Origin of the sequence: Streptomyces sp. NBC_01334 (genome assembly GCF_035983595.1) — a bacterium.
Taxonomy (GTDB): domain Bacteria; phylum Actinomycetota; class Actinomycetes; order Streptomycetales; family Streptomycetaceae; genus Streptomyces; species Streptomyces coriariae.
Window position 1 is genome coordinate 6,877,138 of sequence record NZ_CP130718.1, and the last position, 25,716, is coordinate 6,902,853.

A 25,716-nucleotide genomic window follows, 5' to 3' on the forward strand; every position below is an offset into this window, starting at 1 on the left:
CGTGATGCGGGGGGCCGTCGAAGGCGGCGCCCCGCAAGCGCCGGGCGTTGCTGCCGCATGCCCGGAAACCACCCGCGGCCGGAAGGGACCCCCGCGGTGTGGCACAATGGCTAGCTGTACTCGACAGTCGCACAGGACCCCTCTCTCCTCCGGCTGACGCGTCCATCGGGCACTCGGGTACCGCAACCCCACGCGGCCATCTCGCCGTGCCCAACCACGTCAAGACCAGGAGACACCACTTCCGTGGCAGTCAAGATCAAGCTGAAGCGTCTGGGCAAGATCCGCGCGCCTCACTACCGCATCGTCGTCGCCGACTCCCGCACCCGTCGTGACGGTCGTGCGATCGAGGAGATCGGCAAGTACCAGCCGACGTACCACCCGTCGATCATCGAGGTCGACGCCGACCGCGTGGCGTACTGGCTGGGTGTCGGCGCGCAGCCGACCGAGCCGGTGCTCGCGATTCTGAAGAAGACCGGCGACTGGCAGAAGTTCAAGGGCGAGCCCGCCCCGGCGCCGCTGCTCGTCGCCGAGCCGAAGAAGGCTCGCCCCGTGTTCGAGGCCCTCGGTGGCGACGACTCGGGCAAGGGTGAGGCCATCACCCAGAAGAAGAAGGCTGAGAAGAAGGACGAGGCTGCCGCCGAGTCCGAGTCGACCGAGGCCTGAGCAGCATGCTCGAAGAGGCGCTTGAGCACCTCGTGAAGGGCATCGTCGACAACCCCGACGATGTGCAGGTCGCCTCGCGCAACCTGCGCCGCGGGCGCGTGCTCGAGGTCCGGGTCCACCCCGACGACCTCGGCAAGGTGATCGGCCGCAACGGCCGCACCGCACGCGCTCTGCGCACCGTCGTGGGCGCCATCGGCGGCCGTGGCGTCCGCGTCGACCTCGTCGACGTGGATCACGTCCGCTGACGCGTTTCGCAGCACCGGCTCGGGCCGGGGAGGGCCACTGGCCGTCCCCGGCCCGTAGTCGTTACGGCAGTCGTGACGACAGGTACGACAGGTACGACAGGAGATCTTCAGAAGTGCAGCTCGTAGTCGCGCGGATCGGCCGCGCCCACGGCATCAAGGGCGAGGTCACCGTCGAGGTACGCACCGACGAGCCGGAGCAGCGGCTCGCGCCCGGCGCCGTCCTGGCCACGGACCCGGCCTCGACCGGCCCGCTGACCATCGAGACCGGCCGCGTCCACAGCGGTCGTCTCCTCCTGCGCTTCGAAGGGGTGCGGGACCGCACCGCCGCCGAAGCCCTGCGCAACACCCTCCTGATCGCCGAGATCGATCCCGCGGAGCTGCCCGAGGAGGAGGACGAGTACTACGACCACCAGCTGATGGACCTGGACGTGGTCACCAAGGACGGCCTCGAGGTCGGCCGGATCACCGAGATCTCGCATCTGCCCTCCCAGGACCTCTTCATCGTCGAGCGGCCCGACGGCAGCGAGGTGATGATCCCCTTCGTCGAGGCGATCGTCACCGAGATCGACCTCGAGGAGCAGCGGGCCGTCATCGACCCGCCGCCCGGTCTGATCGACGACCAGGCCGAGATCGCGTCCGCGCGCGACGCGGCCGAGGACGAGGCCACGGACGGGGACGCGGACGGGGACCGGCCGTAATGCGCCTCGACGTCCTCACGATCTTCCCCGAATACCTCGACCCGCTGAACGTCTCCCTCGTCGGCAAGGCACGCGCGCGTGGCCGGCTGGACGTACAGGTGCACGACCTGCGGGAGTGGACGTACGACCGGCACAACACGGTCGACGACACCCCCTACGGCGGCGGACCCGGCATGGTCATGAAGACCGACCCCTGGGGTGACGCCCTCGACACCGTCCTGGCCGACGGCTACGAGCGGGGCTCGCACGCGCCCGCGATCGTCGTCCCGACCCCCAGCGGCCGGCCCTTCACCCAGGAACTCGCGGTCGAGCTCTCCGAGCGCCCCTGGCTGATCTTCACCCCGGCCCGCTACGAGGGCATCGACCGGCGGGTCATCGACGAGTACGCCACCCGGATCCCCGTCTACGAGGTCTCCATCGGCGACTACGTCCTGGCCGGCGGGGAGGCCGCCGTTTTGGTCGTCACCGAGGCCGTGGCACGCCTCCTGCCCGGCGTGCTCGGCAACGCCGAGTCCCACCGCGACGACTCCTTCGCCCCCGGCGCCATGGCCAGCCTGCTGGAGGGCCCCGTCTACACCAAGCCGCCCGCCTGGCGCGGCCGGGAGATCCCCGAGGTGCTGCTCAGCGGCCACCACGGCAAGATCGCCCGCTGGCGCCGGGACGAGGCCCTGCGGCGCACGACGGCCAACCGGCCCGACCTGATCGAGCGCTGCGAGCCGAAGACCTTCGACAAGAAGGACCGCGAGATGCTCTCCATCCTGGGCTGGACGCCCGACCCGGAGGGTGCGCCGTACGGTCGATTTTGGCGCAGGACCGACGGCGTGGAACAATAGGTCGCTGTTGTGCGCCGTCCGGTGTGCGCCCCTGCCGCAGGGGGACACGACGCCCGCCTCGACGGGCACACGGCACTCAATCTTCGAACATCTAGTTCCGTTGATGACCTGTGGCATCAGCGAAGAAAGCAGACGAAATGTCTCACCTGCTCGACTCTGTCGACGCCGCGTCGCTGCGCAGCGACGTCCCGGCCTTCCGCCCGGGTGACACCGTCAACGTCCACGTCCGCGTCATCGAGGGCAACCGCTCCCGTGTGCAGCAGTTCAAGGGCGTAGTCATCCGCCGCCAGGGCGCCGGTGTCCGCGAGACCTTCACGGTCCGCAAGGTCTCCTTCTCCGTCGGCGTCGAGCGCACCTTCCCCGTGCACACCCCGATCGTCGAGAAGATCGAGCTCGTCACCCGCGGTGACGTGCGTCGCGCCAAGCTCTACTACCTGCGCGAGCTGCGCGGCAAGGCCGCGAAGATCAAGGAGAAGCGCGACAACTGAGTGCCTTCCGGGGTTCATAGAGCGGCCGGATAGCATCTGGCCCCGATGGACACCGAAGCTCAGCCGACGACGGAGCGCGACCGCTCCTCCCACCCTTCCGTTCCCGCGGACGTCTCCCAGGAGACCCCGGAGGCGGTAGGACCGGAGGGACGGTCGCGTTTCGCGTTGGTGGGGCGGATCACGCAGTGGCTCCCGGGCGGCCGGATCAGTCTGACCCTGCTGATCTGCCTGCTGTTTTTGCTGGTCCTCAACGCTTTCGTGGCGCAACCGTTCCAGATTCCCAGCGGATCCATGGAAAACGGATTGAGGATCGGCGACCGCGTTCTCGTAAATAAGTTGGCGTACCGTTTCGGTGCCGAGCCGCGGCGCGGCGATGTCGTCGTGTTCGACGGCACCGGGTACTTCGGGAACTTCGACTACATCAAGCGCGTCGTGGGTGTAGGGGGAGATCACGTGGTCTGCTGCGACAAGGAGGGGAGGATCAAGGTGAACGGCCGGTCGGTCGACGAGTCGACGTTCCTGTATCCCGGCGACGGCGCTTCCACGGTGGACTTCGACGTGGTCGTGCCCGAGGGCACCCTGTTCGTCCTCGGTGACCACCGCAGCCACTCCAGCGACTCCCGGGACCACCTCGGTTCACCGGGCGGCGGCATGATCCCCGTCGGCCGTGTGATCGGCCGCGCCGACTGGATCCTCTGGCCCTACGCGCACCTCACCCGCCTGCCCCGCCCGAGCGCCTACGCGCGCGTGCCCGGCGCGGAGGGCGCCCATGGGTAACCGTGGAAGGCCGCGCGGTATCCCCACCAGCGCCGCGGACAACCTGCTGCCCACCGGCGCCCGGCGCACCTCGAGCTCGGGCAGCGGTCGCACGCGCGCGGAGCGGCGCAAGCTCCAGCGCAAGGTCAAGCGCAAGCGCAGGCGCTCGGCCGTCCGGGAGATACCGCTGCTGGTCGGTGTGGCCGTCCTGATAGCCCTGGTCCTGAAGACCTTCCTGGTGCAGGCCTTCGTGATCCCCTCCGGCTCCATGGAGCAGACGATCCGGATCGGCGACCGTGTCCTGGTCGACAAGTTCACCCCGTGGTTCGGCTCCAAGCCCGAGCGCGGGGACGTCGTCGTCTTCAAGGACCCCGGCGGCTGGCTCAACGACGAGCAGACCACCACCAAGAAGGCGGACCCGGTCGTCGTCAAGCAGATCAAGGAGGGGCTCACCTTCATCGGTCTGCTGCCGTCCGACAACGAGAAGGACCTCATCAAGCGGGTTGTCGGGGTGGGCGGCGATCGCGTCGTGTGCTGTGACACGCAGGGGCGGGTCACCGTCAACGGCGTGCCCCTGGAGGAGGGGGCGTATCTGTATCCCGGCAACGACCCCTCCAGCACGTCGTTCGACATCACCGTCCCCCAGGGGCGGCTGTGGGTGATGGGCGACCACCGGGCCAACTCCGCCGACTCCCGGGCCCACCAGAACACCGACTACGGCGGCACCGTCTCGGAGGACGAGGTGGTGGGGCGGGCCATGGTCATCGCCTGGCCGCTGGGGCACTGGGTCCGTCTCAAGGAACCGCAAACTTTCGCATCCGTCACCGGCTCGGCCGCCACGGCGACCGCGTCCGCCCAGCTGTCGCATAGGGTTGCCCCCGGCGATCCGAACGGATCGGTTCGACAACTCCCGAGCCCTGCGGAACTCCCGCTCGTTATGGGAGTGGTGGGCCTGCGTCGTACGTGGGGCAGGCAGCGGCACAGAGTGAGGAGTTGGCGTGGGGGATGTGGCGGTTGGCGCACGGTCCGGGCACGACGGCGAGGAGCACCGCGGTCATCCCGTGGAAGCCGCCGACCCGGCTTCCGACAGCGCCGTGACCTCCGGGAGTGACCCGGCGGCGGGCGGCGACGGCCCGCCGGCGGACGAGCCGCCCCGGAGCGGTGGCGAAGGGTCAGGCGGCCCGGCCCCGAAGCCGAAGAAGCCCCGCTCCTTCTGGAAGGAGCTGCCGATCCTGATCGGCATCGCGCTCGTCCTCGCGCTGCTGATCAAGACGTTTCTCGTGCAGGCGTTCTCCATCCCCTCCGCCTCGATGGAGAACACCCTCAAGGAGGGTGACCGGGTCCTCGTCGACAAGCTGACCCCGTGGTTCGGTTCCGAGCCGGAGCGCGGCGAGGTCGTCGTCTTCCACGACCCCGACAACTGGCTGGCGGGCGAGGCCACCGCCGATCCGAACGCCTTCCAGACCGTCCTCAGCTGGATCGGCCTGATGCCGTCCGCCGAGGAGAAGGACCTGATCAAGCGGGTCATCGGGGTCGGCGGCGACACCATCTCGTGCAAGGGCACGGGCCCGCTGACGGTCAACGGCAAGGCGCTGAACGAGACGTCGTACGTGTACCCCGGCAACACCCCGTGCAGCCAGGACGACCAGGGCGGCCAGTTCACCGTGAAGGTCCCCAAGGGCTTCATCTGGGTCATGGGCGACCACCGTCAGAACTCGCGCGACTCGCGCTACAACCAGTCCGACAAGAACCACGGCATGGTGCCCGTCGACCAGGTCGTCGGCCGTGCCGTCGTCAAGGCCTGGCCGCTCACCCGCTGGGGCACGCTGCCGGTGCCGGACACCTTCGACCAGGACGGCCTGAACACCCAGTCCGCGGGATCCGCGGTTCTGACGGTCGCCCCGCAGGGCCTCGCGCTCGTCGGCGTCGTCCCCGTCGTCCTGTGGCGTCGTCGGCGCACGGAGGACTCCGCGGCCCGCTGACCTTCCGGCTTCCGCGCGGCCGACACTCGGCAAACCCTTTCCCAAGCTTGTGACCAAGGCTCGGGAAGACCGGGGAAGAAGGGCTGACCCGGTTCGGTACCGCCGGGTAGGGTGCGGATCCATGGGTGGCGAGAGCACAACGCGTACGGCCCCGCACAGTGGCGGTGGCACCAACAGTGGCCCGGTGGGCAGCCGGACCGGACAGCGTCTGTCCGGACTGGCCGTCGCACTGGGCCTCGTGCTGTTCCTCGGCGGCTTCGGGTGGGGAGCCCTGCTCTACCGGCCGTACACCGTGCCCACCAGTTCCATGAGCCCGACGATCGCCGCCGGCGACCGGGTGCTGGCCCAGCGCGTCGACGGCGACGAGGTGCGCCGCGGGGACGTCGTCGTCTTCACCGACAAGACCTGGGCGAGCAACGCGCCCGTGGTCAAGCGGGTCGTAGCGGTCGGCGGCGACACGGTCTCCTGCTGCACCGAAGGCAAGCTGACCGTCAACGGCAAGGAGATCGAGGAACCGTATCTGCCCGCGGGCAGCCTGGCCGAGATCAAGAACTTCCCGACCGTGAAGGTCCCGGACGGCCGGCTCTTCCTGCTCGGCGACGAGCGGGAGGGTTCCCTGGACTCCACCGCCCACCTCACGGACGCGGCCCAGGGCACGGTCGCGCGCAGCGCCGTCGCGGCCCGTGTCGACGCCGTGGTCTGGCCCATGAACGGCATGCTGGAGCGCCCCACGGGCTTCAAGACGCTCGGCGCCCTCTCCCAGCCGGGCCCGCTGGGCACGATCGGCTGGCTGATCGTCGCCGGTGGTGTGCTGGTCCTCGGCGGGGCGGCGTACGGCCCGATCGCCAAGCGGACGTCCGGCCGCCGTGCCCGGCCGGAGGCGGCCGGTGCCCGCTGAGACCACGGACGAGCCGACGGGCGCGGGCGTCGACTCGTACGAGGGCGGGCTGCGCAAGGTGGCCCGGGTCGTCCTCCTCGACCCGCGGGACCGCATCCTGCTGCTGCACGGCCATGAACCGGACGACCCGGCCGACAACTGGTGGTTCACCCCGGGCGGCGGTGTGGAGGGCGACGAGACCCGCGAGGAGGCGGCTCTGCGGGAACTCGTCGAGGAGACCGGCATCACCGAGGTCGAACTCGGCCCCGTGCTGTGGCGGCGGATGTGTTCCTTCCCGTTCGCGGGCCGCCGCTGGGACCAGGACGAGTGGTACTACCTGGCCCGTACGACGGTGACGGCGACGCGCGCCACGGCCCTGACCGAGCTGGAGCGGCGCAGCGTCGCCGGAGCGCGTTGGTGGACCTGTGAGGAACTGACGCGGGCACATGAGACGGTGTATCCGACCAGACTCGCCGAGCTGCTGCGCAGGCTGCTCGACGAAGGTCCTCCGGCCGGACCCGTAACCCTGGACACGGAAATCGTCTAGAGGCGCACGGGACTGGCGCACAATGGGGAGATCGCACGGCTGAAGGGGAACATGCCATGAGCGCCGAGGACCTCGAGAAGTACGAGACCGAGATGGAGCTGAAGCTCTACCGGGAGTACCGCGATGTCGTCGGTCTGTTCAAATACGTGATCGAGACCGAGCGGCGTTTCTACCTCACCAACGACTACGAGATGCAGGTGCACTCGGTCCAGGGCGAGGTGTTCTTCGAGGTGTCGATGGCGGACGCCTGGGTGTGGGACATGTATCGGCCGGCCCGGTTCGTGAAGCAGGTGCGGGTGCTCACGTTCAAGGACGTGAACATCGAGGAGCTCAACAAGAGCGATCTGGAGCTTCCCGGGAGCTGAGTCCCGTGCTGGAGCGCTCGTGCGGGTGACGGGGTTTTCCACAGCCCCCGGGTTGTCCACCAAGATCTTTTTCGTGGCGGCGGATGCGTGAACGTGGGTGCCGGAGGTGGTGCCCACGTGAACACGCACACGGATCTGGCCCGAGGTGCACGCGGCAGGTACGGCGAGGATCTGGCCGCACGACGGCTGGTCGAGGCCGGGATGACGGTCCTGGAGCGCAACTGGCGCTGCGGCAGGACCGGTGAGATCGACATCGTCGCCAGGGACGGCGACGTCCTGGTCGTCTGCGAGGTGAAGACCCGCAGCGGCGGCGGATTCCAGCACCCGATGGCGTCGGTGACACCGGAGAAGGCCGAGCGCCTGCGCGGCCTGGCCGAACGGTGGATCCAGGCGCACGGGGGAGCTCCGCCGGGCGGCGTCCGCATCGATCTGGTCGGCGTCGTCCTGCCCCGCCGCGGGGCGGCCGTAGTCGAGCACGCGCGGGGGGTGGCCTGAGATGGGCTTCGCGCGTACGTGCTCGGTGGCGCTGGTGGGCGTCGAGGGCGTCGTCGTCGAGGTGCAGGCCGACCTCGAACCGGGAGTGGCGGCGTTCACGCTGGTGGGGCTGCCGGACAAGAGTCTGAGCGAGAGCCGGGACCGGGTACGGGCGGCGGTGGTGAACTCGGGCGGCGAATGGCCGCAGAAGAAGCTCACCGTCGGACTCAGCCCCGCATCGGTGCCCAAGGGCGGCAGCGGCTTCGATCTGGCCATCGCCAGTGCCGTGCTCGGCGCGGCCGAACGGATCGACCCGCGGGTGCTCGCCGACATCGTCATGATCGGAGAGCTCGGTCTGGACGGACGGGTGCGCCCGGTCCGGGGCATCCTGCCCGCCGTGCTGGCCGCGGCCGACGCCGGATACGAACAGGTGGTCGTGCCGGAGTGCGCCGCCGCCGAGGCGGCGCTGGTCCCCGGCGTCTCCGTGCTCGGGGTGCGCAGCCTGCGGCAGCTGATCGCGATCCTCGCCGACGAGCCGGTCCCCGACGAGGAACCGGACGAGGCGGGCCGGCCGGATCCGCTCCTGGCCGGCCTGCGGATGCCCGGCACGGGAGCGGCCACCGGGATGCACAGCACGGGAGCCGCTCATCCGGACCAGGAGCACGACCTCGCGGACGTGGTCGGGCAGAGTTCGGCGCGGACCGCGGTGGAGGTGGCCGCGGCCGGCGGACACCACCTCTTCCTGGAAGGACCGCCCGGGACCGGCAAGACCATGCTCGCGGAGCGCCTGCCTGCCGTACTGCCCCGGCTGAGCCGACAGGAGTCGCTGGAGGTCACCGCGGTCCACTCGGTGGCCGGGCTGCTGCCGCCGGGCAAGCCCCTCATCGACGTGGCCCCGTACTGCGCCCCGCACCACTCGGCCACGATGCAGTCGCTGGTCGGGGGCGGGGCCGGGTTCGCCCGACCCGGCGCCGTCTCGCTGGCCCACCGGGGGGTGCTCTTCCTCGACGAGACCCCCGAGTTCGGCAGCCACGCCCTCGACGCCCTGCGGCAGCCCCTGGAGGCCGGGCACGTGGTGATCGCGCGCAGCGCCGGAGTGGTGCGGTTCCCGGCACGCTTCCTGATGGTGCTCGCGGCGAACCCCTGCCCGTGCGGCCGGTTCTCGCAGCGGGACACCCTGTGCGAGTGCCCGCCCTCCGCGATCCGCCGCTACCAGGCACGGCTCTCCGGCCCGCTGCTCGACCGGGTGGACCTGCGGGTCGAGGTCGACCCGGTCAGCCGGGCCGAGCTCGCGCACCGCGGTCCCGGAGGTGAGTCCACGGCGATCGTCGCCGACCGGGTCAGGGCCGCCCGCGAACGTGCGGCGGCCCGGCTGGCGGGCACTCCGTGGCGGACCAACAGCGAGGTGCCGGGGCGGGAGCTGCGCAACCGCTGGCATGCCGAGATCGGTGCCATGGACGAGGCGGAGCGCAGCCTGGAGCGAGGGGTGCTGACCGCCCGGGGGCTCGACCGGGTCCTGCGCGTCGCCTGGACCGTCGCCGACCTGGTCGGCCACGACCGGCCCGGCACGATGGACGTGAACCTGGCCCTGCAACTACGCACGGGGGTGCCGCGCGGTGTGCCGATGGCCCTCGGGGCCCTGACGTGAGCGGCGGCGGCGAACCGGCGGGCGACCGGCTCGCCCGGGTCTTCCTCGGGAGGGTCCTCGAGCCCGGCGACGAGGTGGGCGGGCAGTGGGTGCGGAAGCGGGGCGTGCCGGAGGTGGTGCGCCGGCTGCGGGACGACGGGGAGCCGTTGCCCGGGGTGACCGCGCGGCGCTGGGCCGGCCTGCGGGCGCGGGCCGCGCAGGCCGAGCCGGAGCGGGATCTGGCCCTCGCGCGGGAGGCCGGGGTGCGGTTCGTGTGCCCGGGGGACGCCGAGTGGCCGGGCACGCTGGACGAGCTCGGGGACGCCCGGCCGCTGGGGCTCTGGGTGCGGGGGCGGCCCAGTCTGCGGATGTGGGCGCTGCGGTCGGTCGCCGTCGTCGGTGCCCGCGCGTGCACCGAGTACGGCGCCCACATGGCGGCCACCCTCTCCGCCGGCCTCGCCGAACAGGGCTGGGTGGTGGTGTCGGGGGGCGCGTACGGGGTGGACGGCGCCGCGCACCGGGGCGCCCTCGGCGCGGGCGGCGCCACCGTCGCCGTCCTCGCCTGCGGGGTCGACCAGCCCTATCCGCGCGGCCACACGGCGTTGATCAACAGGATCGCCGAACAGGGTCTGGTGATCGGCGAGTTGCCGCCCGGCGACCATCCCACCCCGAGCAGGTTCCTCCTGCGCAACCGGGTGATCGCCGCGCTCACCCGGGGCACGGTCGTCGTCGAGGCCGCCTACCGCAGCGGCTCGCTGGTCACCGCTCGGGCGGCCCAGCGGCTGGGCCGACACACGATGGGGGTGCCGGGGCCGGCCACGAGTGGACTCTCCGCCGGTGTGCACGAACTGCTGCGGGGAGAGGCCGTGCTGGTCACCGATGCCGCGGAGGTCGTCGAACTGGTCGGTGACATGGGTGAGCTGGCCCCCGACCGGCGTGGCCCCGCGCTGCCGCGCGATCTGCTGGAGCCGGCTGCCCGGCGGGTCCTGGCCGCGCTGCCCGCCCGCAGACCCGCGGCGGTCGACGAGGTCGCCCGCGAGGCCCGGACCACACCGGACGACGCGATCGCGAGACTGTACGAACTCAGAGCGCTCGGCTACGTCGAACGACACGGCGACGGCTGGAAGTTGACACGCCAGGCGGTGGTCTCCGTTCGAGGGGGTCGACGTCCGTGTTGACCCGGGGTGTTCGGCCGTCCGGGGGAACGCCGAAAGCCTTGGGGATTCCGGCAGTTGACCCATGCCGGGATCGGCCGCCGTGACCGCAGTGACCCTGGAGTGCGTCCAGCGGAACGTATCTGCGTACCGGTCGGGGCGCGCTCTTCGCTCACCGCGACACGTCAGTCACGCTACGCTCACGAGGATTCCGGCACAGACCGGCACCTCTGCACCACGCGGTACCCACCTCACGCACTTCACGGCAGAACGGCACAAGGCGACGAATGCCCCAGCACACCTCCGGGTCCGACCGGGCGGCGATCACCCCAGCCGCCCGTGACGGTGGCAGCGTGCGGCCGCCCGCTCCCTCGACACTCGACGAGCTGTGGCGGTCGTACAAGGCGACGGGGGACGAACGGCTGCGGGAGCAGCTGATCCTGCACTACTCACCGCTGGTGAAGTACGTGGCGGGCCGGGTGAGCGTCGGCCTGCCGCCCAATGTGGAACAGGCCGACTTCGTGTCCTCCGGGGTGTTCGGACTGATCGACGCGATCGAGAAGTTCGACATCGAACGGGAGATCAAGTTCGAGACCTACGCGATCACCCGGATCCGGGGCGCGATGATCGACGAGCTCCGGGCGCTGGACTGGATCCCGCGGTCGGTGCGGCAGAAGGCGCGCAACGTCGAGCGGGCCTACGCGACGCTGGAGGCCCGGCTGCGGCGGACGCCGTCGGAGTGCGAGGTGGCCACCGAGCTGGGCATCGCGGTGGACGAACTGCACGCGGTGTTCAGTCAGTTGTCGCTCGCCAACGTGGTGGCGCTGGAGGAGCTGCTGCACGTCGGGGGTGAGGACGGGGACGGCCTCAGCTTCATGGACACGCTGGAGGACACCGCCGCGGACAACCCCGTGGAGGTGGCCGAGGACCGGGAGCTCAGGCGGTTCCTCGCGCGGGCGATCAACACGCTGCCCGACCGGGAGAAGACGGTCGTCACGCTCTACTACTACGAGGGTCTGACGCTCGCCGAGATCGGGAACGTGCTGGGTGTGACCGAGAGCAGGGTCAGTCAGATCCACACCAAGTCGGTCCTCCAGCTGCGCGCGAAACTGGCGAGCTTCGGCCGCTGAACCGGCCGGGCCGGCCCGGCCGGGCGACGCAAGTGCGGGCGCAGTCACTCCCGCCGGGGGTGGAGCGTCCGTAGAGTGGTCGACGTGCCAAGGATTCGAGCGGCCTCCGTGGCCGAGCACCGGTCGATGCAGCGTGCCGCCCTGCTGGACGCGGCACGCTCCCTGTTGTCCGAGGGCGGGACGGAGGCGCTGACCTTCCCGGCCCTCGCCGAGCGCACGGGACTCGCGCGCTCCTCCGTGTACGAGTACTTCCGGTCGCGGGCCGCCGTGGTCGAGGAGCTGTGCGAGGTCGACTTCCCCGTGTGGGCGGCGGAGGTCGAGGCGGCGATGGCCGCGGCCGACGGGGCCGAGGCCAAGGTCGAGGCGTATGTGCGCCGGCAGCTCGCCCTGGTGGGCGACCGGCGGCACCGGGCCGTCGTGGCGATCTCGGCGAGCGAGCTGGACGCGGGAGCCCGGGAGAAGATCCGGGCGGCGCACGGCGGGCTCGTGGCGATGATCGGGGCGGCGCTGGCGGAACTGGGGCACGCGGAGCCCCGGCTGGCGGCGATGCTGTTGCAGGGCGTGGTGGACGCGGCGGTGCGGCGGATCGAGCTCGGGGCCGCGGAGGATCCCTCGGCGATCACGGACGCCGCGGTGGGCATGGTGCTGCGGGGCGTCCGGGGCTGAGTCACGGCAGGGGGACGCCGAGCACCGGCAGCAGCCGTGACGGGCCGCTCCGCCGCAGCCACGGGGGCAGCAGCGACAGCGGGTCCAGATACGTCCTGCCGCTCAGCAGCCCCCAGTGCACACACGTTCGTACGCAGTGCGAGCCCGTCGGCTCCACCGTGCCGACGGCCTGGCCCGGGGCCACCTCGTCGCCCTTGCGCACCGACGCCCGCACCGGCTCGTAGGTGGTCCGCAGGGGCGGCCGGCCCGTCGCCGACAGTTCCACCGAGACGACGCCCCGGCCGGCCACCCGCCCCGCGAAGGACACCCGGCCGGCAGCCACCGCCCTCACCGGAGCGTCCGGCGGTGCCGCGAGGTCGACGCCTCGGTGGCCGCGGGCGTACGGGCCGGCCGGTGGCTCCCACCCCCGCAGCACCGCCGGACGGGTGCCCACCGGCCAGGCCCGGCCGATCGCCGGGACGGGCGGCGGCGCAGGCAGAGCCCGGGCTCCCGGTGCGACCTGCGGGTCCGCCCACGCCACCGTGGCCAGCGTCATCATCGACAGGACCGGCAGCAGGGCCGTGAATCGCTGTGCGTGCATGACGCCACCGTCGCGTGTTCCCGTGACCTGTGCCGTGACCTGTGGACCACCCGCCGGTTGTGGACAGCGGCGTCACCCGGTGCCCCGCCGGTCCCGTACACTTCTTCTGGCGATCCGGGTCACCGGGTCGACTTCGCACGCCCCGGTATCGGGGGCTGGCCACGGTCGGTTCTCCGGTATCTGCGCCCCTCGGTCCTTCGTGGCTCGGCGCATCGCGGGCGTCAGGCGCGGGAACCGTCCGGTCCCCGCGGTACAACCGAGAAACCCGAGGAGAACGGCCATGGCCGTCGTCACGATGCGGGAGCTGCTGGAAAGCGGCGTCCACTTCGGTCACCAGACCCGTCGCTGGAACCCGAAGATGAAGCGCTTCATCTTCACCGAGCGCAACGGCATCTACATCATCGACCTGCTCCAGTCGCTGTCGTACATCGACCGCGCCTACGAGTTCGTCAAGGAGACCGTCGCCCACGGCGGCACGGTCATGTTCGTCGGTACGAAGAAGCAGGCGCAGGAGGCCATCGCGGAGCAGGCCACCCGCGTCGGCATGCCGTACGTCAACCAGCGCTGGCTGGGCGGCATGCTCACCAACTTCTCGACCGTCTACAAGCGCCTTCAGCGCCTCAAGGAGCTCGAGCTCATCGACTTCGAGGACGTCGCCGCCTCGGGTCTGACGAAGAAGGAGCTCCTGGTCCTCTCGCGTGAGAAGGCCAAGCTCGAGAAGACCCTCGGTGGTATCCGCGAGATGTCCAAGGTGCCCAGCGCCGTCTGGATCGTGGACACCAAGAAGGAGCACATCGCGGTCGGCGAGGCCCGGAAGCTCAACATCCCGGTCGTCGCCATCCTCGACACCAACTGCGACCCCGACGAGGTCGACTACAAGATCCCGGGCAACGACGACGCGATCCGCTCCGTCACCCTGCTCACCCGCGTGATCGCCGACGCCGTCGCCGAGGGCCTCATCTCCCGTTCCGGCGTCGCCACCGGCGACAAGGGCGACAAGGCCGCCGGCGAGCCGCTGGCCGCGTGGGAGCGCGACCTGCTCGAGGGCGAGAAGAAGGCCGACGCCGAGACCACGGACGAGGCCGCCGAGAAGCCGGCCGAGGCCGCTGCCGAGGCTGAGGCCCCGGCCGCCGAGGCTCCCGCCGCCGAGGCCGAGGCCCCCGCCGCCGAGGCTCCCGCCGCCGAGGCTGAGGCCCCCGCCGCCGAGGCCGCTCCGGCCGCCGAGGGCGAGCAGGCCTGAGTCAGGCCGTAGGCCGTACGGGCGCCGCGTCGTCCGTACGGCCCTAGGGACGAAGTGACGGCGGGGGGTGCCGAGCGCACCGCCCGCCGTTCACCCACAGCCCCCAGATCTTCGAGACTTCGAACTCCGAGAGAGATTCACAGATCATGGCGAACTACACCGCCGCTGACGTCAAGAAGCTCCGTGAGCTCACCGGCGCCGGCATGATGGACTGCAAGAAGGCGCTGGACGAGGCCGAAGGCAGCGTCGACAAGGCCGTCGAGGCGCTCCGGATCAAGGGCCAGAAGGGCGTCGCCAAGCGTGAGGGCCGCTCCGCCGAGAACGGCGCCGTGGTCTCGATCATCGCTGACGACAACTCCTCCGGCGTCCTCGTCGAGCTGAAGTGCGAGACGGACTTCGTCGCCAAGGGCGACAAGTTCCAGGCCGTCGCCAACGCGATCGCCGAGCACGTCGTCAAGACCTCCCCGGCCGACCTCGAGGCGCTGCTCGCGTCCGAGATCGAGGCCGGCAAGACCGTCCAGGCGTTCGTGGACGAGGCCAACGCCAACCTCGGCGAGAAGATCGTGCTGGACCGCTTCGCGCAGTTCGCCGACGGCTTCGTGACCGCGTACATGCACCGCACGATGCCCGACCTGCCCCCGCAGATCGGTGTCCTCGTCGAGCTGGACAAGCCGAACGCCGACGTCGCCAAGGGCATCGCCCAGCACATCGCCGCCTTCGCGCCGAAGTACCTCTCCAAGGAGGACGTGCCGGCCGAGGTCGTCGAGTCCGAGCGCCGCGTCGCCGAGGAGACCACCCGCGCCGAGGGCAAGCCCGAGGCCGCCCTGCCGAAGATCGTCGAGGGTCGCCTCAACGGCTTCTTCAAGGACGCCACGCTGCTCGGCCAGCCGTACGCGCTGGACAACAAGAAGTCCGTCCAGAAGATCCTGGACGAGGCCGGTGTCACCCTGAAGCGCTTCACGCGCATCAAGGTCGGCATCTGAGTCCGTGCCGCGATCGACGCTCCGGCCCGATAGGGTCGGACGCAGTCGTCCGGTACGCCGTCACGCGTGTGCGTGACGGACGACAGCAGATCTGACGAGGAGGCCATTGCCGCGCACGGGTTGGAACACCCCACCGGCAATGGTCTTCTTCGCATGTGCACCACGTGAAAGAGGCGGGATCTCCCATGACCACCAAGGCCCAGAAGAGCGACGACGGCAAACTACGCGGCCGGTTCATGCTGAAGCTGTCCGGGGAGGCATTCTCCGGTGGCGGGGGCCTGGGCGTGGACCCCGACGTGGTGCACAAGATCGCCCGTGAGATCGCCGCCGTCGTCCGTGACGGTGCCGAGATCGCGGTCGTGATCGGCGGCGGCAACTTCTTCCGCGGCGCCGAACTCCAGCAGCGCGGCATGGACCGTGCCCGCTCGGACTACATGGGCATGCTCGGCACGGTCATGAACTGCCTCGCCCTCCAGGACTTCCTGGAGAAGGAGGGCATCGACAGCCGCGTGCAGACCGCCATCACCATGGGCCAGGTCGCCGAGCCGTACATCCCGCTGCGCGCCGTGCGGCACCTGGAGAAGGGTCGCGTGGTCATCTTCGGTGCCGGCATGGGCATGCCGTACTTCTCCACCGACACCACCGCCGCCCAGCGCGCCCTGGAGATCGACGCCGAGGCGCTGCTGATGGGCAAGAACGGCGTGGACGGCGTCTACGACTCCGACCCGAAGACGAACCCGGCGGCCGTCAAGTTCGACGCCCTCGGCTACGGCGAGGTCATCACCCGCGACCTCAAGGTCGCCGACATGACCGCGATCACGCTGTGCCGCGACAACAAGCTCCCGATCCTCGTCTTCGAGCTTCTGACCGAGGGCAATATCGCTCGCGCCGTCAAGGGTGAGAAGATCGGCACGCTTGTGGGTGAGCAGGGCAGCCGGTCCTGACCGGTAGAACCCCGTAGAACCCCGGTCTCGTACGACAACACCTGACCGGGGGACGGACCCTGACCGGGGGATGGACAATGTCCTGCCGGTCGGGAACCGTGCAGGAAGAAGACGCGACGCAGCCGGCCGCCGCCTCCGCAAGGAACCGCAGCCGGGCCTACTCAAGACACGCAGGAGCAAGTGGTGATCGAAGAGACCCTCCTCGAGGCCGAGGAGAAGATGGAGAAGGCCGTCGTGGTCGCCAAGGAGGACTTCGCCGCGATCCGCACCGGCCGTGCGCACCCGGCGATGTTCAACAAGATCGTTGCCGACTACTACGGCGCACCGACGCCGATCAACCAGCTGGCTTCGTTCTCCGTGCCGGAGCCGCGCATGGCGGTCGTGACCCCGTTCGACAAGACCGCGCTGCGCAACATCGAGCAGGCGATCCGCGACTCCGACCTGGGCGTCAACCCGAGCAACGACGGCAACATCATCCGAGTGGTGTTCCCCGAGCTGACCGAGGAGCGCCGCCGCGACTACATCAAGGTCGCCAAGGGCAAGGGTGAGGACGCCAAGGTGTCCATCCGCGCGGTCCGCCGCAAGGCCAAGGACGCGATCGACAAGCTGATCAAGGACGGCGAGGTCGGCGAGGACGAGGGCCGCCGTGCGGAGAAGGAGCTCGACGACACCACCGCGAAGTACGTCGCCCAGGTGGACGAGCTCCTGAAGCACAAGGAAGCGGAGCTGCTCGAGGTCTGATGAACGACTCTTCCTGGGGCTCACCGCCACACGCCGGGTCGCGGGCCGGGTACTGGGGGCCCGTCGACCAGGGGCCTGTCCAGGGGGCCGCCCCGGCGGGTCCCGCGTACGATGCGCCTGAGGCGCAGCAGACTCGCCCCATGCCCATCGTCCCCGACGTACCCGCGCGCGGCGGAAACCAGGATGACGACCGGGGGGCCGCTCGGCCGGGCGGCCCCTTGTTCCCGGACCGGCCCTACGGCAACCAGCCGTACGGCGACGCCGCCCACGGCATCGACACACCGTCGGCACAGCCCCACGCGGCGGTGCCGCAGAATCCGGAGCCCATGCCCGACGCCTCTCACCCGGCGCCCGCACCCCAGAAGAAGAGTGCGGGCCGAGACCTGGGCGCGGCCATAGGGGTCGGGGTCGGGCTCGGTGTGGTGATCATCGCGTCGCTGTTCGTCGTCAAGGCCGTGTTCATCGGCGTGATAGCGGTCGCCGTCGTCGTCGGCCTGTGGGAACTGACCAGCAGGCTTCAGGAGCGCAAGGGCATCAAGGCGCCGCTCGTGCCGCTCGCGGTCGGCGGTGCGGCGATGGTCGTCGCCGGATACGTCCGGGGCCCCGAGGGCGCCTGGGTCGCCATGGCCCTCACCGCGCTCGCGGTGCTGGTCTGGCGGATGACCGAACCGCCCGAGGGTTACCTGAAGGACGTCACCGCCGGCGTCTTCGCGGCCTTCTACGTCCCGTTCCTGGCCACGTTCGTCGCCCTGATGCTCACCGCCGACGACGGAGCGTTCCGCGTCATGACGTTCCTGGTCCTGACGGTCGTCAGTGACACGGGCGCGTACGCCGTCGGCTGGCGCTTCGGCAAGACCAAGCTCGCTCCGCGCATCAGCCCGGGCAAGACCCGCGAGGGCCTGCTCGGCGCGGTGTCGTTCGCGATGGCCGCCGGCGCGCTGCTGATGCAGTTCGTGATCGACGACGGCACCTGGTGGCAGGGTCTGCTGCTCGGCCTCGCCGTCGCGGCCAGCGCCACGCTCGGCGACCTCGGCGAGTCGATGATCAAGCGGGACCTGGGGATCAAGGACATGGGCACCCTGCTCCCGGGCCACGGGGGCATCATGGACCGCCTGGACTCGCTGCTGCCCACGGCTCCCGTGGTGTGGCTGCTGCTCGTCCTGTTCGTGGGCTCCGGCTGACCCACACCGCACGACCGGCTCGTACGGGCCCTCTCCCTGTTGTTCGGCGGAGGGGGCCCGTCGCCGTGTGACGGGCCCCCTCCGCCGACCGGCACACGGTCCGTCCGGGCTCGCCGCCGGTGACTGCCTCCGCCGTCCTCGCGGTCCGTTCGAACGGCTCAGCCCAAGGAACCGAGCATCTGCCCCATGCCCGCCACCACCGACGGCTCCACCCGGTAGTACACCCATGTGCCGCGCCGCTCAGAGGTCAGCAGGCCGGCCGTCTTGAGCTTCTTCAGGTGGTGGGAGACGGTCGGCTGGGAGACCCCGACGTCGGAGATGTCGCACACGCAGGCCTCCCCGCCCTCGTGTGAGGCGACGAGCGAGAACAGTCGAAGCCGCACCGGGTCACCGAGCGCCTTGAACATCGCGGCGGTCCGCTCGGCCTCCTCGGCCGTCAGCGGGCGCTCGGTGAGTGGCGGGCAACACGGCAGGACACCCTCGGCAACCTCTGGCTCCAGGAGCGGCAACGTCTTGGTGTTCGACATGCGTCTATGTTGACACACGTCGAACCAGGCGAGGGGGAGCGTGTGAGAGCGCCCGGCGGCGTGGAGGCGGTCCTGTCGTCCGAGGTTCATTTCGATGAATGTCTATGTTGACGCTCATCGATACAGGTGCCATGCTGGGGCGTACAAGGCATCGACAGATGTCGAAACAAGCAAGGAGTCGCCGTGAACGCGCCTGCCCTTACCGAGCTGCCCGTCCTCGTGGTCGGAGCCGGTCCCGCCGGTCTCGCCGCCGCCGCTCACCTCGTCGACCGGGGCTTGGACCCCCTCGTCCTGGAGGCCGGGCCGACCGCGGGGGCGGCGGTGCGGGAGTGGTCGCACGTGAAGCTCTTTTCCGCCTGGGGCGAGGTGGTCGACCCGACCGCCGAGAAGCTGCTCGCCCCGACCGGTTGGACCAGGCCCGACCCGGCGACGTACCCGTCCGGGGGCGACTGGGTGGCGCGGTACCTGGAGCCGCTCACCGAAGTCCTCGGGGAGCGTGTCCGCTTCGGCGCGACCGTGACCGGCGTCTCGCGGGCCGGTCGCGATCGCATCGTGGACGCCGACCGAGCGACCCAGCCCTTCGTCGTGCACGTCGAGTACGCCGACGGCCGGGAGGAGCGGATCTTCGCCCGCGCGGTGATCGACGCGTCCGGCACGTGGTCCACACCTTCCCCGGCCGGCGCCGACGGGCTGCCCGCGCTCGGTGAGAAGGCGGCGGCGGACCGCGTCACGTACCGGATCCCCGACCTGAAGGACCCCGCCGTCCGGGCCCGCCACGCAGGCAGGCGCACGGCGGTCATCGGCTCCGGAGCGTCCGCCTTCACCGCACTCGCCCAGCTGGCCGACCTCGCCAAGACCGAAGACGGCAAGGGCACGAAGGCGGTATGGGTCCTGCGTCGTGGCATCTCCGGTTCTACGTTCGGCGGCGGCTCAGCCGACCAGCTTCCCGCTCGCGGTGCTCTGGGCCTGGCGGCGAAGGCCGCGGTGGACGACGGATACGCCGACGCGGTCACGGGCTTCCGCACCGACGCCATCGAGCGTGACGGCAGCGGCCGACCGGTCCTGGTCGCCGAGGACGGCCGACGGCTGGAGCCGGTGGACGAGGTCATCGTGCTGACCGGGTTCCGCCCCGACCTGTCGTTCCTGTCCGAGGTTCGCCTCGACCTGGACGTGCGCCTCCAGGCCCCGGTCGAGCTGGCACCGCTGATCGACCCCAACCAGCACTCGTGCGGCACCGTCTACCCGCACGGCCACCGCGAACTGTCGCACCCGGAGCAAGGCATCTACCTGGTCGGGATGAAGTCCTACGGCCGCGCCCCGACGTTCCTGGCGATGACCGGCTACGAGCAGGTCCGGTCCGTCGCCGCCGCGATCGCGGGCGACCTGGAATCCGCCGACCGCGTCGAACTGACCCTGCCCGAGACGGGCGTATGCGGTGGTGCCGGGCTGTTCGACGCCCCCGAGGCCGACCAGGACGCAGGAGGCTGCTGCTCGCCCGCGCCCGCTCTCGTCCAGATCGGTGCAGCCCCGGCCCTCGAGCTCGACGAGCAGGGCCAGGCCGACGGCTGCTGCGGCTCGTGACCGCTCCCCGTCGACCTCGAAGAGGGGCGCGACTCCGCGCTCGGCCGCCGTTCCATCAGCTCGAGCATGTCCACTCGCGCCCCTCCGGAGAGGGCATCCCCTCTCCATTGCACGCGCCCCGCGCCGTCCCTGGGCCGTCCGAGGTCGGCCGACGCTGACAGAGGACGCCCACGGGTGACCACCCCCACCCCGCTCTGGCCTGGGGCCCCGCAGATGATCTGCCACACTGGACGTGTTATGCCTGCACCCGGAGAACTCACTTTCGTCGCCCCCCGCGGAGCCAAGAAGCCGCCGCGGCATCTCGCCGACCTCTCGCCCGCCGAGCGGAAGGAGGTCGTGGCGGAGATCGGGGAGAAGCCGTTCCGTGCCAAGCAGCTGTCGCAGCACTACTTCGCGCGTTACGCGCACGACCCGGCGGAGTGGACCGACATCCCCGCCGGTGCTCGCGAGAAGCTGCGTGAGGCGCTGCTGCCGGACCTGATGTCGGTCGTGCGGCATCTGTCGACGGACCAGGGGACCACCCGTAAGACCCTGTGGCGGCTGTTCGACGGCACGCTCGTGGAGTCGGTGCTGATGCGCTACCCGGACCGGGTGACGATGTGCATCAGTTCGCAGGCCGGCTGCGGGATGAACTGCCCGTTCTGCGCGACCGGGCAGGCGGGTCTCGACCGTAATCTGTCCACCGCCGAGATCGTGCACCAGATCGTCGACGGGATGCGGGCGCTGCGGGACGGGGACGTGCCCGGGGGGCCTGCTCGGCTCTCCAACATCGTCTTCATGGGGATGGGCGAGCCTCTCGCCAACTACAAGCGGGTCGTCGGCGCCATCCGCGCGCTCACCGACCCGGCTCCGGACGGGCTCGGGATCTCGCAGCGGGGCATCACCGTGTCGACGGTCGGGCTGGTGCCGGCCATCCACCGGTTCTCCGACGAGGGCTTCAAGTGCCGGCTCGCGATCTCCCTGCACGCGCCGGACGACGAGCTGCGCGACACCCTCGTCCCCGTGAACACACGGTGGAAGGTGCGCGAGGTGCTGGACGCCGGGTTCGAGTACACCGAGCGGTCCGGGCGCCGGCTGTCCATCGAGTACGCGCTGATCCGCGACATCAACGACCAGGCCTGGCGTGGTGACCGGCTGGGGAGGCTGCTGCGCGGCAAGCCCGTGCACGTCAACCTCATCCCGCTCAACCCGACCCCGGGTTCGAAGTGGACGGCATCCCGGCCCGAGGACGAGAAGGCCTTCGTCGAGGCGATCGCCGCGCACGGCGTGCCCGTCACGGTGCGGGACACCCGTGGTCAGGAGATCGACGGGGCGTGCGGTCAGCTCGCGGCCACCGAGCGGTAGTCTGACCCCGGTATCAGGTACGACGTATCGGGTATCAGTACGTCCGTATCAATACATCTTCATATTCCGACAGGGGAGCGCCACAGCGCTGAGAGTGCGGGAGAGTCCGCAGACCCTCTGAACCTTGCCCAGGTCATTCTGGGTAGGAAGTTCGGTCATCACTCAAGCTGTTGCGCCCTGCCCGGGCACCGGCGGAACCTTCCGCGGGTGCCCGGGCAGGGCCGCGTCTCTTCCTGGTCAACCCCAGGAGGAAATCCAGTGCACACCAGGACGTTCGTGGCCGCGGCCGTCGGCCTCGGCCTCGTCACGCTGTCCGCCTGCGGATCGTCGGACGGCGACGGTTCGGCGGCGGAGTCCAAGACCGTCACCCTCGTCAGCCACGACTCGTGGGCCGTCTCCAAGAACGTGCTGGCGGACTTCGAGAAGAGTTCCGGCTACCAGGTGAAGGTCCTCAAGGACGGCGACGCCGGTCAGGCCGTCAACAAGGCCATCCTCACCAAGGACAACCCGCAGGGCGACGTACTCTTCGGCGTCGACAACACGCTGCTGTCGCGCGCCCTCGACAACGGGCTGTTCCAGTCGTACGAGGCGAAGGGCGCGGACCAGGTCCTGCCCGCGTACCGGGCCGACCAGAAGAAGCACCGGGTCACGCCCGTCGACACCGGCGACATCTGCGTCAACTACGACAAGGCGTACTTCAGCGCGCACAAGCTGACCCCGCCCGCCTCCTTCGCCGACCTCCTGAAGCCCGCGTACAAGAACCTGCTGGTCACCGAGAACGCGGCCACCTCCTCGCCCGGCCTCGGCTTCCTGCTGGGCACCGCCGCCGAGTACGGCGACGAAGGCTGGGCGGACTACTGGAAGAAGCTGAAGGCCAACGGCGTGAAGGTGGTCGACGGCTGGGAGCAGGCCTACAACGAGGAGTTCTCCGGGTCCGCGGGCGGAAAGAAGGCGGGGGCCGACCGGCCGCTCGTCGTCTCGTACGCCTCCTCGCCGCCCGCAGAGGTCATCTACGGCGACCCGAAGCCGACCACCGCCCCGACCGGCGTCTCCACCGGCACCTGCTTCCGCCAGGTCGAGTACGCGGGTCTGCTGAGCAACGCGGCCAACCCCGAGGGCGGCAAGGCGCTCCTCGACTTCCTGCTCACCGCGGAGTTCCAGCAGGACATGCCGCTCAACATGTTCGTCTACCCGGTGCGGGAGGGAGCCGCGGTGCCGGCGGAGTTCACGAAGTACGGCCCGCAGGCGAAGGACCCCGAGACGCTGGACCCGGCGAAGATCGCCGACAACCGTGACGACTGGGTCAAGTCATGGACCTCGCTCGTACTGAAGTGACCGGGCGCACGGCCCGTGCGGGGAACGCGGCGCGGCTCGGACTCATGGCCGTGCCCGTCGCGTTCTTCGCGGTCTTCTTCGCCTACCCGGTCGCCGCGATCGTCGCCCGCGGGCTCGGCTCCGACGGGGGCTGGCGCTTCGGGCGGCTGTGGGACGTGCTCGCGCAGTCCGACATCCGGCACGTCCTGTGGTTCACCACCTGGCAGGCGCTGGCCTCCACCGCGCTCACGCTCCTGGTCGCGCTGCCCGCCGCGTATGTCTTCGCCCGCCTGGAGTTCCCGGGCAAGCAGGTGCTGCGCGCCGTCGTCACCGTCCCGTTCGTGCTGCCGACGGTCGTCGTCGGCACGGCGTTCCTGGCGCTCGTCGGGCGCGGTGGACTGCTCGACGACCTGTGGGGCGTACGGCTGGACACCACGGTGTGGGCGATCCTGCTGGCGCACGTCTTCTTCAACTACGCGGTCGTCGTACGGACGGTGGGCGGGCTGTGGTCGCAGCTCGACCCGCGGCAGGAGGAGGCGGCGAGGACGCTCGGCGCGTCCCGCCTGACGGCGTGGCGCACGGTCACTCTGCCCGCCCTGGGGCCCGCCGTCGCGGCCGCCGCGCTGATGGTCTTCCTCTTCACCTTCACCTCCTTCGGCGTGGTGCAGATCCTCGGCGGCCCCACCTTCTCCACCCTCGAGGTGGAGATCTACCGGCAGACCTCCGAGATCTTCGACCTGTCCACGGCCGCCGTCCTCACCATCGTCCAGTTCCTGGCCGTCGGCGCGATCCTCGCTGTGCACGCCGGGACCGTCCGGAGGCGGGAGACCGCGCTGCGGCTGGTGGACGCGTCGGTGACGGCGCGGCGGCCGCGCGGCGCCGGGCAGTGGGCGCTGCTCGCCGGAGTGCTCGGCACGATCGCCGTGCTGCTGGTGCTGCCGCTGGCAGTGCTGGCGCAGCGCTCGCTCGACGCGCCCGACTTCGCCTACTACCGGGCGTTGACCAGCGACGACGGCAACGTCTTCCTGGTCCCGCCGATCGACGCGATCGGCAACTCGCTGCAGTACGCCGTCACCGCGACCGCGATCGCCGTCGCCGTCGGCGGGCTCGCCGCGGCCGCGCTCACCCGACGGGACGCCGGACGGCTGGTCCGCGGCTTCGACGCGCTGCTGATGCTGCCGCTGGGCGTCTCCGCGGTGACCGTCGGCTTCGGGTTCCTGATCGCGCTCGACGAGCCTCCACTGGATCTGCGCGGTACGTGGATCCTGGTGCCGCTCGCGCAGGCGCTGGTCGGCATCCCCTTCGTCGTACGGACCATGCTGCCGGTGCTGCGGGCGGTGGACCAGCGACTGCGTGAGGCGGCGGCCGTGCTCGGGGCGTCGCCCTGGCGGGTGTGGCGGGAGGTCGACCTGCCGATGGTGTGGCGGGCCCTGCTCGTCGCGGCCGGGTTCGCCTTCGCGGTGTCGCTGGGGGAGTTCGGGGCGACGGTGTTCATCGCGCGGCCCGACAACCCGACGCTGCCGGTCGCCGTGGCGCGGTTGCTCGGGCGGGCCGGCGAGCTGAACTACGGCCAGGCGATGGCCCTTTCGACGATTCTGATGGTGGTGTGCGTGGTGGCGCTGCTGGTGCTGGAGCGACTGCGGACCGACCGGACGGGGGAGTTGTAGATGCTGCTGGAACTGGAGCGCGCCACCGTGCGGTTCGGGGGGCGGCCCGTGCTCGACGCCGTCGATCTCGCGGTGGCCGAGCACGAGGTGGTGTGTGTGCTGGGGCCGAGCGGCAGCGGCAAGTCGACGTTGCTGCGGGCGGTGGCCGGGCTCCAACCGCTGGACGCCGGGCGGGTGCTGCTCGACGGACGCGACCAGGCCGGGGTCCCGGCGCACAAGCGGGAGCTCGGCCTGATGTTCCAGGACCATCAGCTGTTCCCGCAGCGGAACGTGGGCGGCAACGTCGCCTTCGGGCTGCGGATGCACGGCATGCCCAGGGTCCGGCAGGGCGAGCGGGTGGCGGAGTTGCTCGAACTGGTCGGGCTTCCGGGTGCGGCCGGCCGTGCGGTGGCCGCGCTCTCCGGTGGGGAACAGCAGCGGGTGGCGCTGGCCCGGGCCCTGGCGCCGCGCCCCCGGCTGCTGATGCTCGACGAGCCGCTCGGTCAGCTCGACCGGTCGCTGCGGGAGCGCCTGGTCGTCGAACTCCGGGAGCTGTTCGGCCGGTTGGGGACGACCGTGCTCGCGGTCACCCACGACCAGGGCGAGGCGTTCGCACTCGCCGACCGGGTCGTGGTGATGCGGGACGGGCGGATCGCCCAGTCCGGTACGCCTCTCGAGGTGTGGCAGCGGCCGGCGGACGCGTTCGTGGCGCGTTTCCTCGGCTTCGACAACGTGGTGGAGGGGACCGTCACGGAGGAGGCCGCGGTCACGCCGTGGGGCAAGGTGCCGGTGCCGGCCGGGTCGGCGCAGGGAGCGCGCACGCTGCTCGTCCGGCCCGCCGGGGTGCGCCTGGTGGGTGCGGACGAGGGACTGCGCTGCACGGTCACCGCCCGCACCTTCCGCGGCACCCATGTCGCCGTGCACCTCCAGCCGGAGGGCGCGCCGAGGCTGGAGGCGGCGTGCACGCTGCGGGACGCGCCGGAGGTCGGGGGCGTGGTGGGAGTGTCCTTCGACGCGGCCGAGACCGTCGTACTGGACTGACCGGCCCATCCCGCGGGGCGTGACATGCGGGTGGCCCGCCCCCGGAGACAGGGGCGGGCCACTCAGCCGCGTCCGGCGGGCCGGCCGGA

Annotated in this window: 28 protein-coding genes; 26 read left to right on the forward strand and 2 right to left on the reverse strand. The window is 70.9% G+C overall.

Translation table 11 applies throughout. The features are described from left to right. The first annotated feature begins 243 nt into the window (after positions 1-243). The 16 genes from rpsP to OG736_RS31080 all read left to right on the forward strand — a co-directional run bounded on the left by rpsP (position 244) and on the right by OG736_RS31080 (position 12,505). Entirely contained in the window at positions 244-663 is a 420-nt protein-coding gene (rpsP, locus tag OG736_RS31005; RefSeq protein WP_054239730.1) for a 30S ribosomal protein S16, read from the forward strand. 5 nt (positions 664-668) lie between these two features. Further along, positions 669-908 carry an RNA-binding protein gene (locus tag OG736_RS31010; protein ID WP_003973401.1) on the forward strand — a complete coding sequence of 80 codons (240 nt, stop codon included), beginning with the start codon at positions 669-671 and terminating at the stop codon, positions 906-908. Positions 909-1,021: 113 nt separating this feature from the next. Further along, positions 1,022-1,606 carry a ribosome maturation factor RimM gene (rimM, locus tag OG736_RS31015; RefSeq protein WP_327185290.1) on the forward strand — a complete coding sequence of 195 codons (585 nt, stop codon included), beginning with the start codon at positions 1,022-1,024 and terminating at the stop codon, positions 1,604-1,606. Beyond that, the gene (gene trmD / locus OG736_RS31020) at positions 1,606-2,439 is read left to right on the forward strand and encodes a tRNA (guanosine(37)-N1)-methyltransferase TrmD (RefSeq protein WP_327185291.1); all 834 of its coding nucleotides are present in this window, start codon (positions 1,606-1,608) and stop codon (positions 2,437-2,439) included. Before rimM ends, trmD begins: the two co-directional genes overlap by 1 nt. A gap of 137 nt (positions 2,440-2,576) precedes the next feature. Then, positions 2,577-2,927, forward strand: coding sequence for a 50S ribosomal protein L19 (rplS, locus tag OG736_RS31025; RefSeq protein ID WP_020128707.1), 351 nt, complete (start codon positions 2,577-2,579; stop codon positions 2,925-2,927). A gap of 45 nt (positions 2,928-2,972) precedes the next feature. Beyond that, entirely contained in the window at positions 2,973-3,704 is a 732-nt protein-coding gene (lepB, locus tag OG736_RS31030; protein WP_327185292.1) for a signal peptidase I, read from the forward strand. Next, positions 3,697-4,794: a signal peptidase I gene (gene lepB / locus OG736_RS31035; protein WP_327185293.1), complete on the forward strand. Its 1,098-nt coding sequence runs from the start codon at positions 3,697-3,699 to the stop codon at positions 4,792-4,794. The genes lepB (OG736_RS31030) and lepB (OG736_RS31035) overlap by 8 nt, the downstream gene beginning before the upstream one ends. After that, complete coding sequence (gene lepB / locus OG736_RS31040) at positions 4,682-5,665, forward strand: signal peptidase I (RefSeq protein ID WP_327185294.1); 984 nt, start codon at positions 4,682-4,684, stop codon at positions 5,663-5,665. Before lepB (OG736_RS31035) ends, lepB (OG736_RS31040) begins: the two co-directional genes overlap by 113 nt. Before the next feature lie 121 nt (positions 5,666-5,786). Further along, complete coding sequence (lepB, locus tag OG736_RS31045; RefSeq protein WP_327185295.1) at positions 5,787-6,563, forward strand: signal peptidase I; 777 nt, start codon at positions 5,787-5,789, stop codon at positions 6,561-6,563. Further along, positions 6,553-7,089 carry an NUDIX hydrolase gene (locus tag OG736_RS31050; protein WP_327185296.1) on the forward strand — a complete coding sequence of 179 codons (537 nt, stop codon included), beginning with the start codon at positions 6,553-6,555 and terminating at the stop codon, positions 7,087-7,089. The genes lepB (OG736_RS31045) and OG736_RS31050 overlap by 11 nt, the downstream gene beginning before the upstream one ends. A 56-nt stretch (positions 7,090-7,145) precedes the next feature. Then, positions 7,146-7,454, forward strand: coding sequence for a DUF2469 domain-containing protein (locus OG736_RS31055; protein WP_005311352.1), 309 nt, complete (start codon positions 7,146-7,148; stop codon positions 7,452-7,454). Between the two features lie 87 nt (positions 7,455-7,541). Continuing rightward, complete coding sequence (locus tag OG736_RS31060; protein WP_327185297.1) at positions 7,542-7,949, forward strand: YraN family protein; 408 nt, start codon at positions 7,542-7,544, stop codon at positions 7,947-7,949. 1 nt (position 7,950) lies between these two features. Continuing rightward, a complete protein-coding gene (locus tag OG736_RS31065; protein WP_327185298.1) occupies positions 7,951-9,576 on the forward strand; it encodes a YifB family Mg chelatase-like AAA ATPase in 1,626 nt (541 codons plus the stop codon). Beyond that, positions 9,573-10,733, forward strand: a complete 1,161-nt coding sequence (gene dprA / locus OG736_RS31070) for a DNA-processing protein DprA (RefSeq protein WP_327185299.1) — start codon at positions 9,573-9,575, stop codon at positions 10,731-10,733. Before OG736_RS31065 ends, dprA begins: the two co-directional genes overlap by 4 nt. Before the next feature lie 263 nt (positions 10,734-10,996). After that, a complete protein-coding gene (gene whiG, locus OG736_RS31075) occupies positions 10,997-11,839 on the forward strand; it encodes an RNA polymerase sigma factor WhiG (protein ID WP_327185300.1) in 843 nt (280 codons plus the stop codon). A 108-nt stretch (positions 11,840-11,947) separates the two neighbouring features. Beyond that, positions 11,948-12,505: a TetR/AcrR family transcriptional regulator gene (locus OG736_RS31080; protein WP_171402260.1), complete on the forward strand. Its 558-nt coding sequence runs from the start codon at positions 11,948-11,950 to the stop codon at positions 12,503-12,505. 1 nt (position 12,506) lies between these two features. On the opposite strand, the gene OG736_RS31085 is transcribed toward OG736_RS31080, so the two are convergent. Further along, positions 12,507-13,085, reverse strand: a complete 579-nt coding sequence (locus OG736_RS31085; protein ID WP_327185301.1) for a M23 family metallopeptidase — start codon at positions 13,083-13,085, stop codon at positions 12,507-12,509. Positions 13,086-13,365: 280 nt separating this feature from the next. Between OG736_RS31085 and rpsB the strand changes: the two genes are divergently transcribed. The 5 genes from rpsB (at position 13,366) to OG736_RS31110 (ending at position 18,174) form a co-directional block, all read left to right on the forward strand. Continuing rightward, entirely contained in the window at positions 13,366-14,325 is a 960-nt protein-coding gene (gene rpsB, locus OG736_RS31090; protein WP_327185302.1) for a 30S ribosomal protein S2, read from the forward strand. 146 nt (positions 14,326-14,471) lie between these two features. After that, the gene (gene tsf, locus OG736_RS31095; RefSeq protein WP_327185303.1) at positions 14,472-15,308 is read left to right on the forward strand and encodes a translation elongation factor Ts; all 837 of its coding nucleotides are present in this window, start codon (positions 14,472-14,474) and stop codon (positions 15,306-15,308) included. Positions 15,309-15,493: 185 nt separating this feature from the next. Beyond that, positions 15,494-16,252, forward strand: a complete 759-nt coding sequence (pyrH, locus tag OG736_RS31100; RefSeq protein ID WP_054239716.1) for a UMP kinase — start codon at positions 15,494-15,496, stop codon at positions 16,250-16,252. Positions 16,253-16,435: 183 nt separating this feature from the next. Next, complete coding sequence (gene frr / locus OG736_RS31105) at positions 16,436-16,993, forward strand: ribosome recycling factor (protein WP_020128692.1); 558 nt, start codon at positions 16,436-16,438, stop codon at positions 16,991-16,993. Next, entirely contained in the window at positions 16,993-18,174 is a 1,182-nt protein-coding gene (locus OG736_RS31110) for a phosphatidate cytidylyltransferase (RefSeq protein ID WP_327185304.1), read from the forward strand. Before frr ends, OG736_RS31110 begins: the two co-directional genes overlap by 1 nt. Before the next feature lie 158 nt (positions 18,175-18,332). Here the strand turns inward: OG736_RS31110 and OG736_RS31115 are convergent, their stop codons facing one another. Continuing rightward, a complete protein-coding gene (locus tag OG736_RS31115; protein ID WP_327185305.1) occupies positions 18,333-18,701 on the reverse strand; it encodes an ArsR/SmtB family transcription factor in 369 nt (122 codons plus the stop codon). Between the two features lie 183 nt (positions 18,702-18,884). On the opposite strand from OG736_RS31115, the gene OG736_RS31120 reads away from it, so the two are divergent. From OG736_RS31120 to OG736_RS31140, 5 genes are all read left to right on the forward strand, one after another. Then, positions 18,885-20,282 (forward strand): NAD(P)-binding domain-containing protein, encoded by a 1,398-nt coding sequence (locus tag OG736_RS31120; protein ID WP_327185306.1) that lies wholly within the window; start codon positions 18,885-18,887, stop codon positions 20,280-20,282. A 237-nt stretch (positions 20,283-20,519) separates the two neighbouring features. Next, a complete protein-coding gene (gene rlmN, locus OG736_RS31125) occupies positions 20,520-21,626 on the forward strand; it encodes a dual-specificity RNA methyltransferase RlmN (RefSeq protein WP_054239714.1) in 1,107 nt (368 codons plus the stop codon). A gap of 258 nt (positions 21,627-21,884) precedes the next feature. Further along, positions 21,885-22,961 (forward strand): thiamine ABC transporter substrate-binding protein, encoded by a 1,077-nt coding sequence (locus OG736_RS31130; protein WP_327185307.1) that lies wholly within the window; start codon positions 21,885-21,887, stop codon positions 22,959-22,961. Further along, on the forward strand, positions 22,937-24,607 hold the full coding sequence (locus OG736_RS31135) for an ABC transporter permease (RefSeq protein WP_327185308.1): 1,671 nt from the start codon (positions 22,937-22,939) through the stop codon (positions 24,605-24,607). The genes OG736_RS31130 and OG736_RS31135 overlap by 25 nt, the downstream gene beginning before the upstream one ends. Further along, positions 24,608-25,627 carry an ABC transporter ATP-binding protein gene (locus OG736_RS31140; RefSeq protein WP_327185309.1) on the forward strand — a complete coding sequence of 340 codons (1,020 nt, stop codon included), beginning with the start codon at positions 24,608-24,610 and terminating at the stop codon, positions 25,625-25,627. Positions 25,628-25,716: the final 89 nt, after the last annotated feature.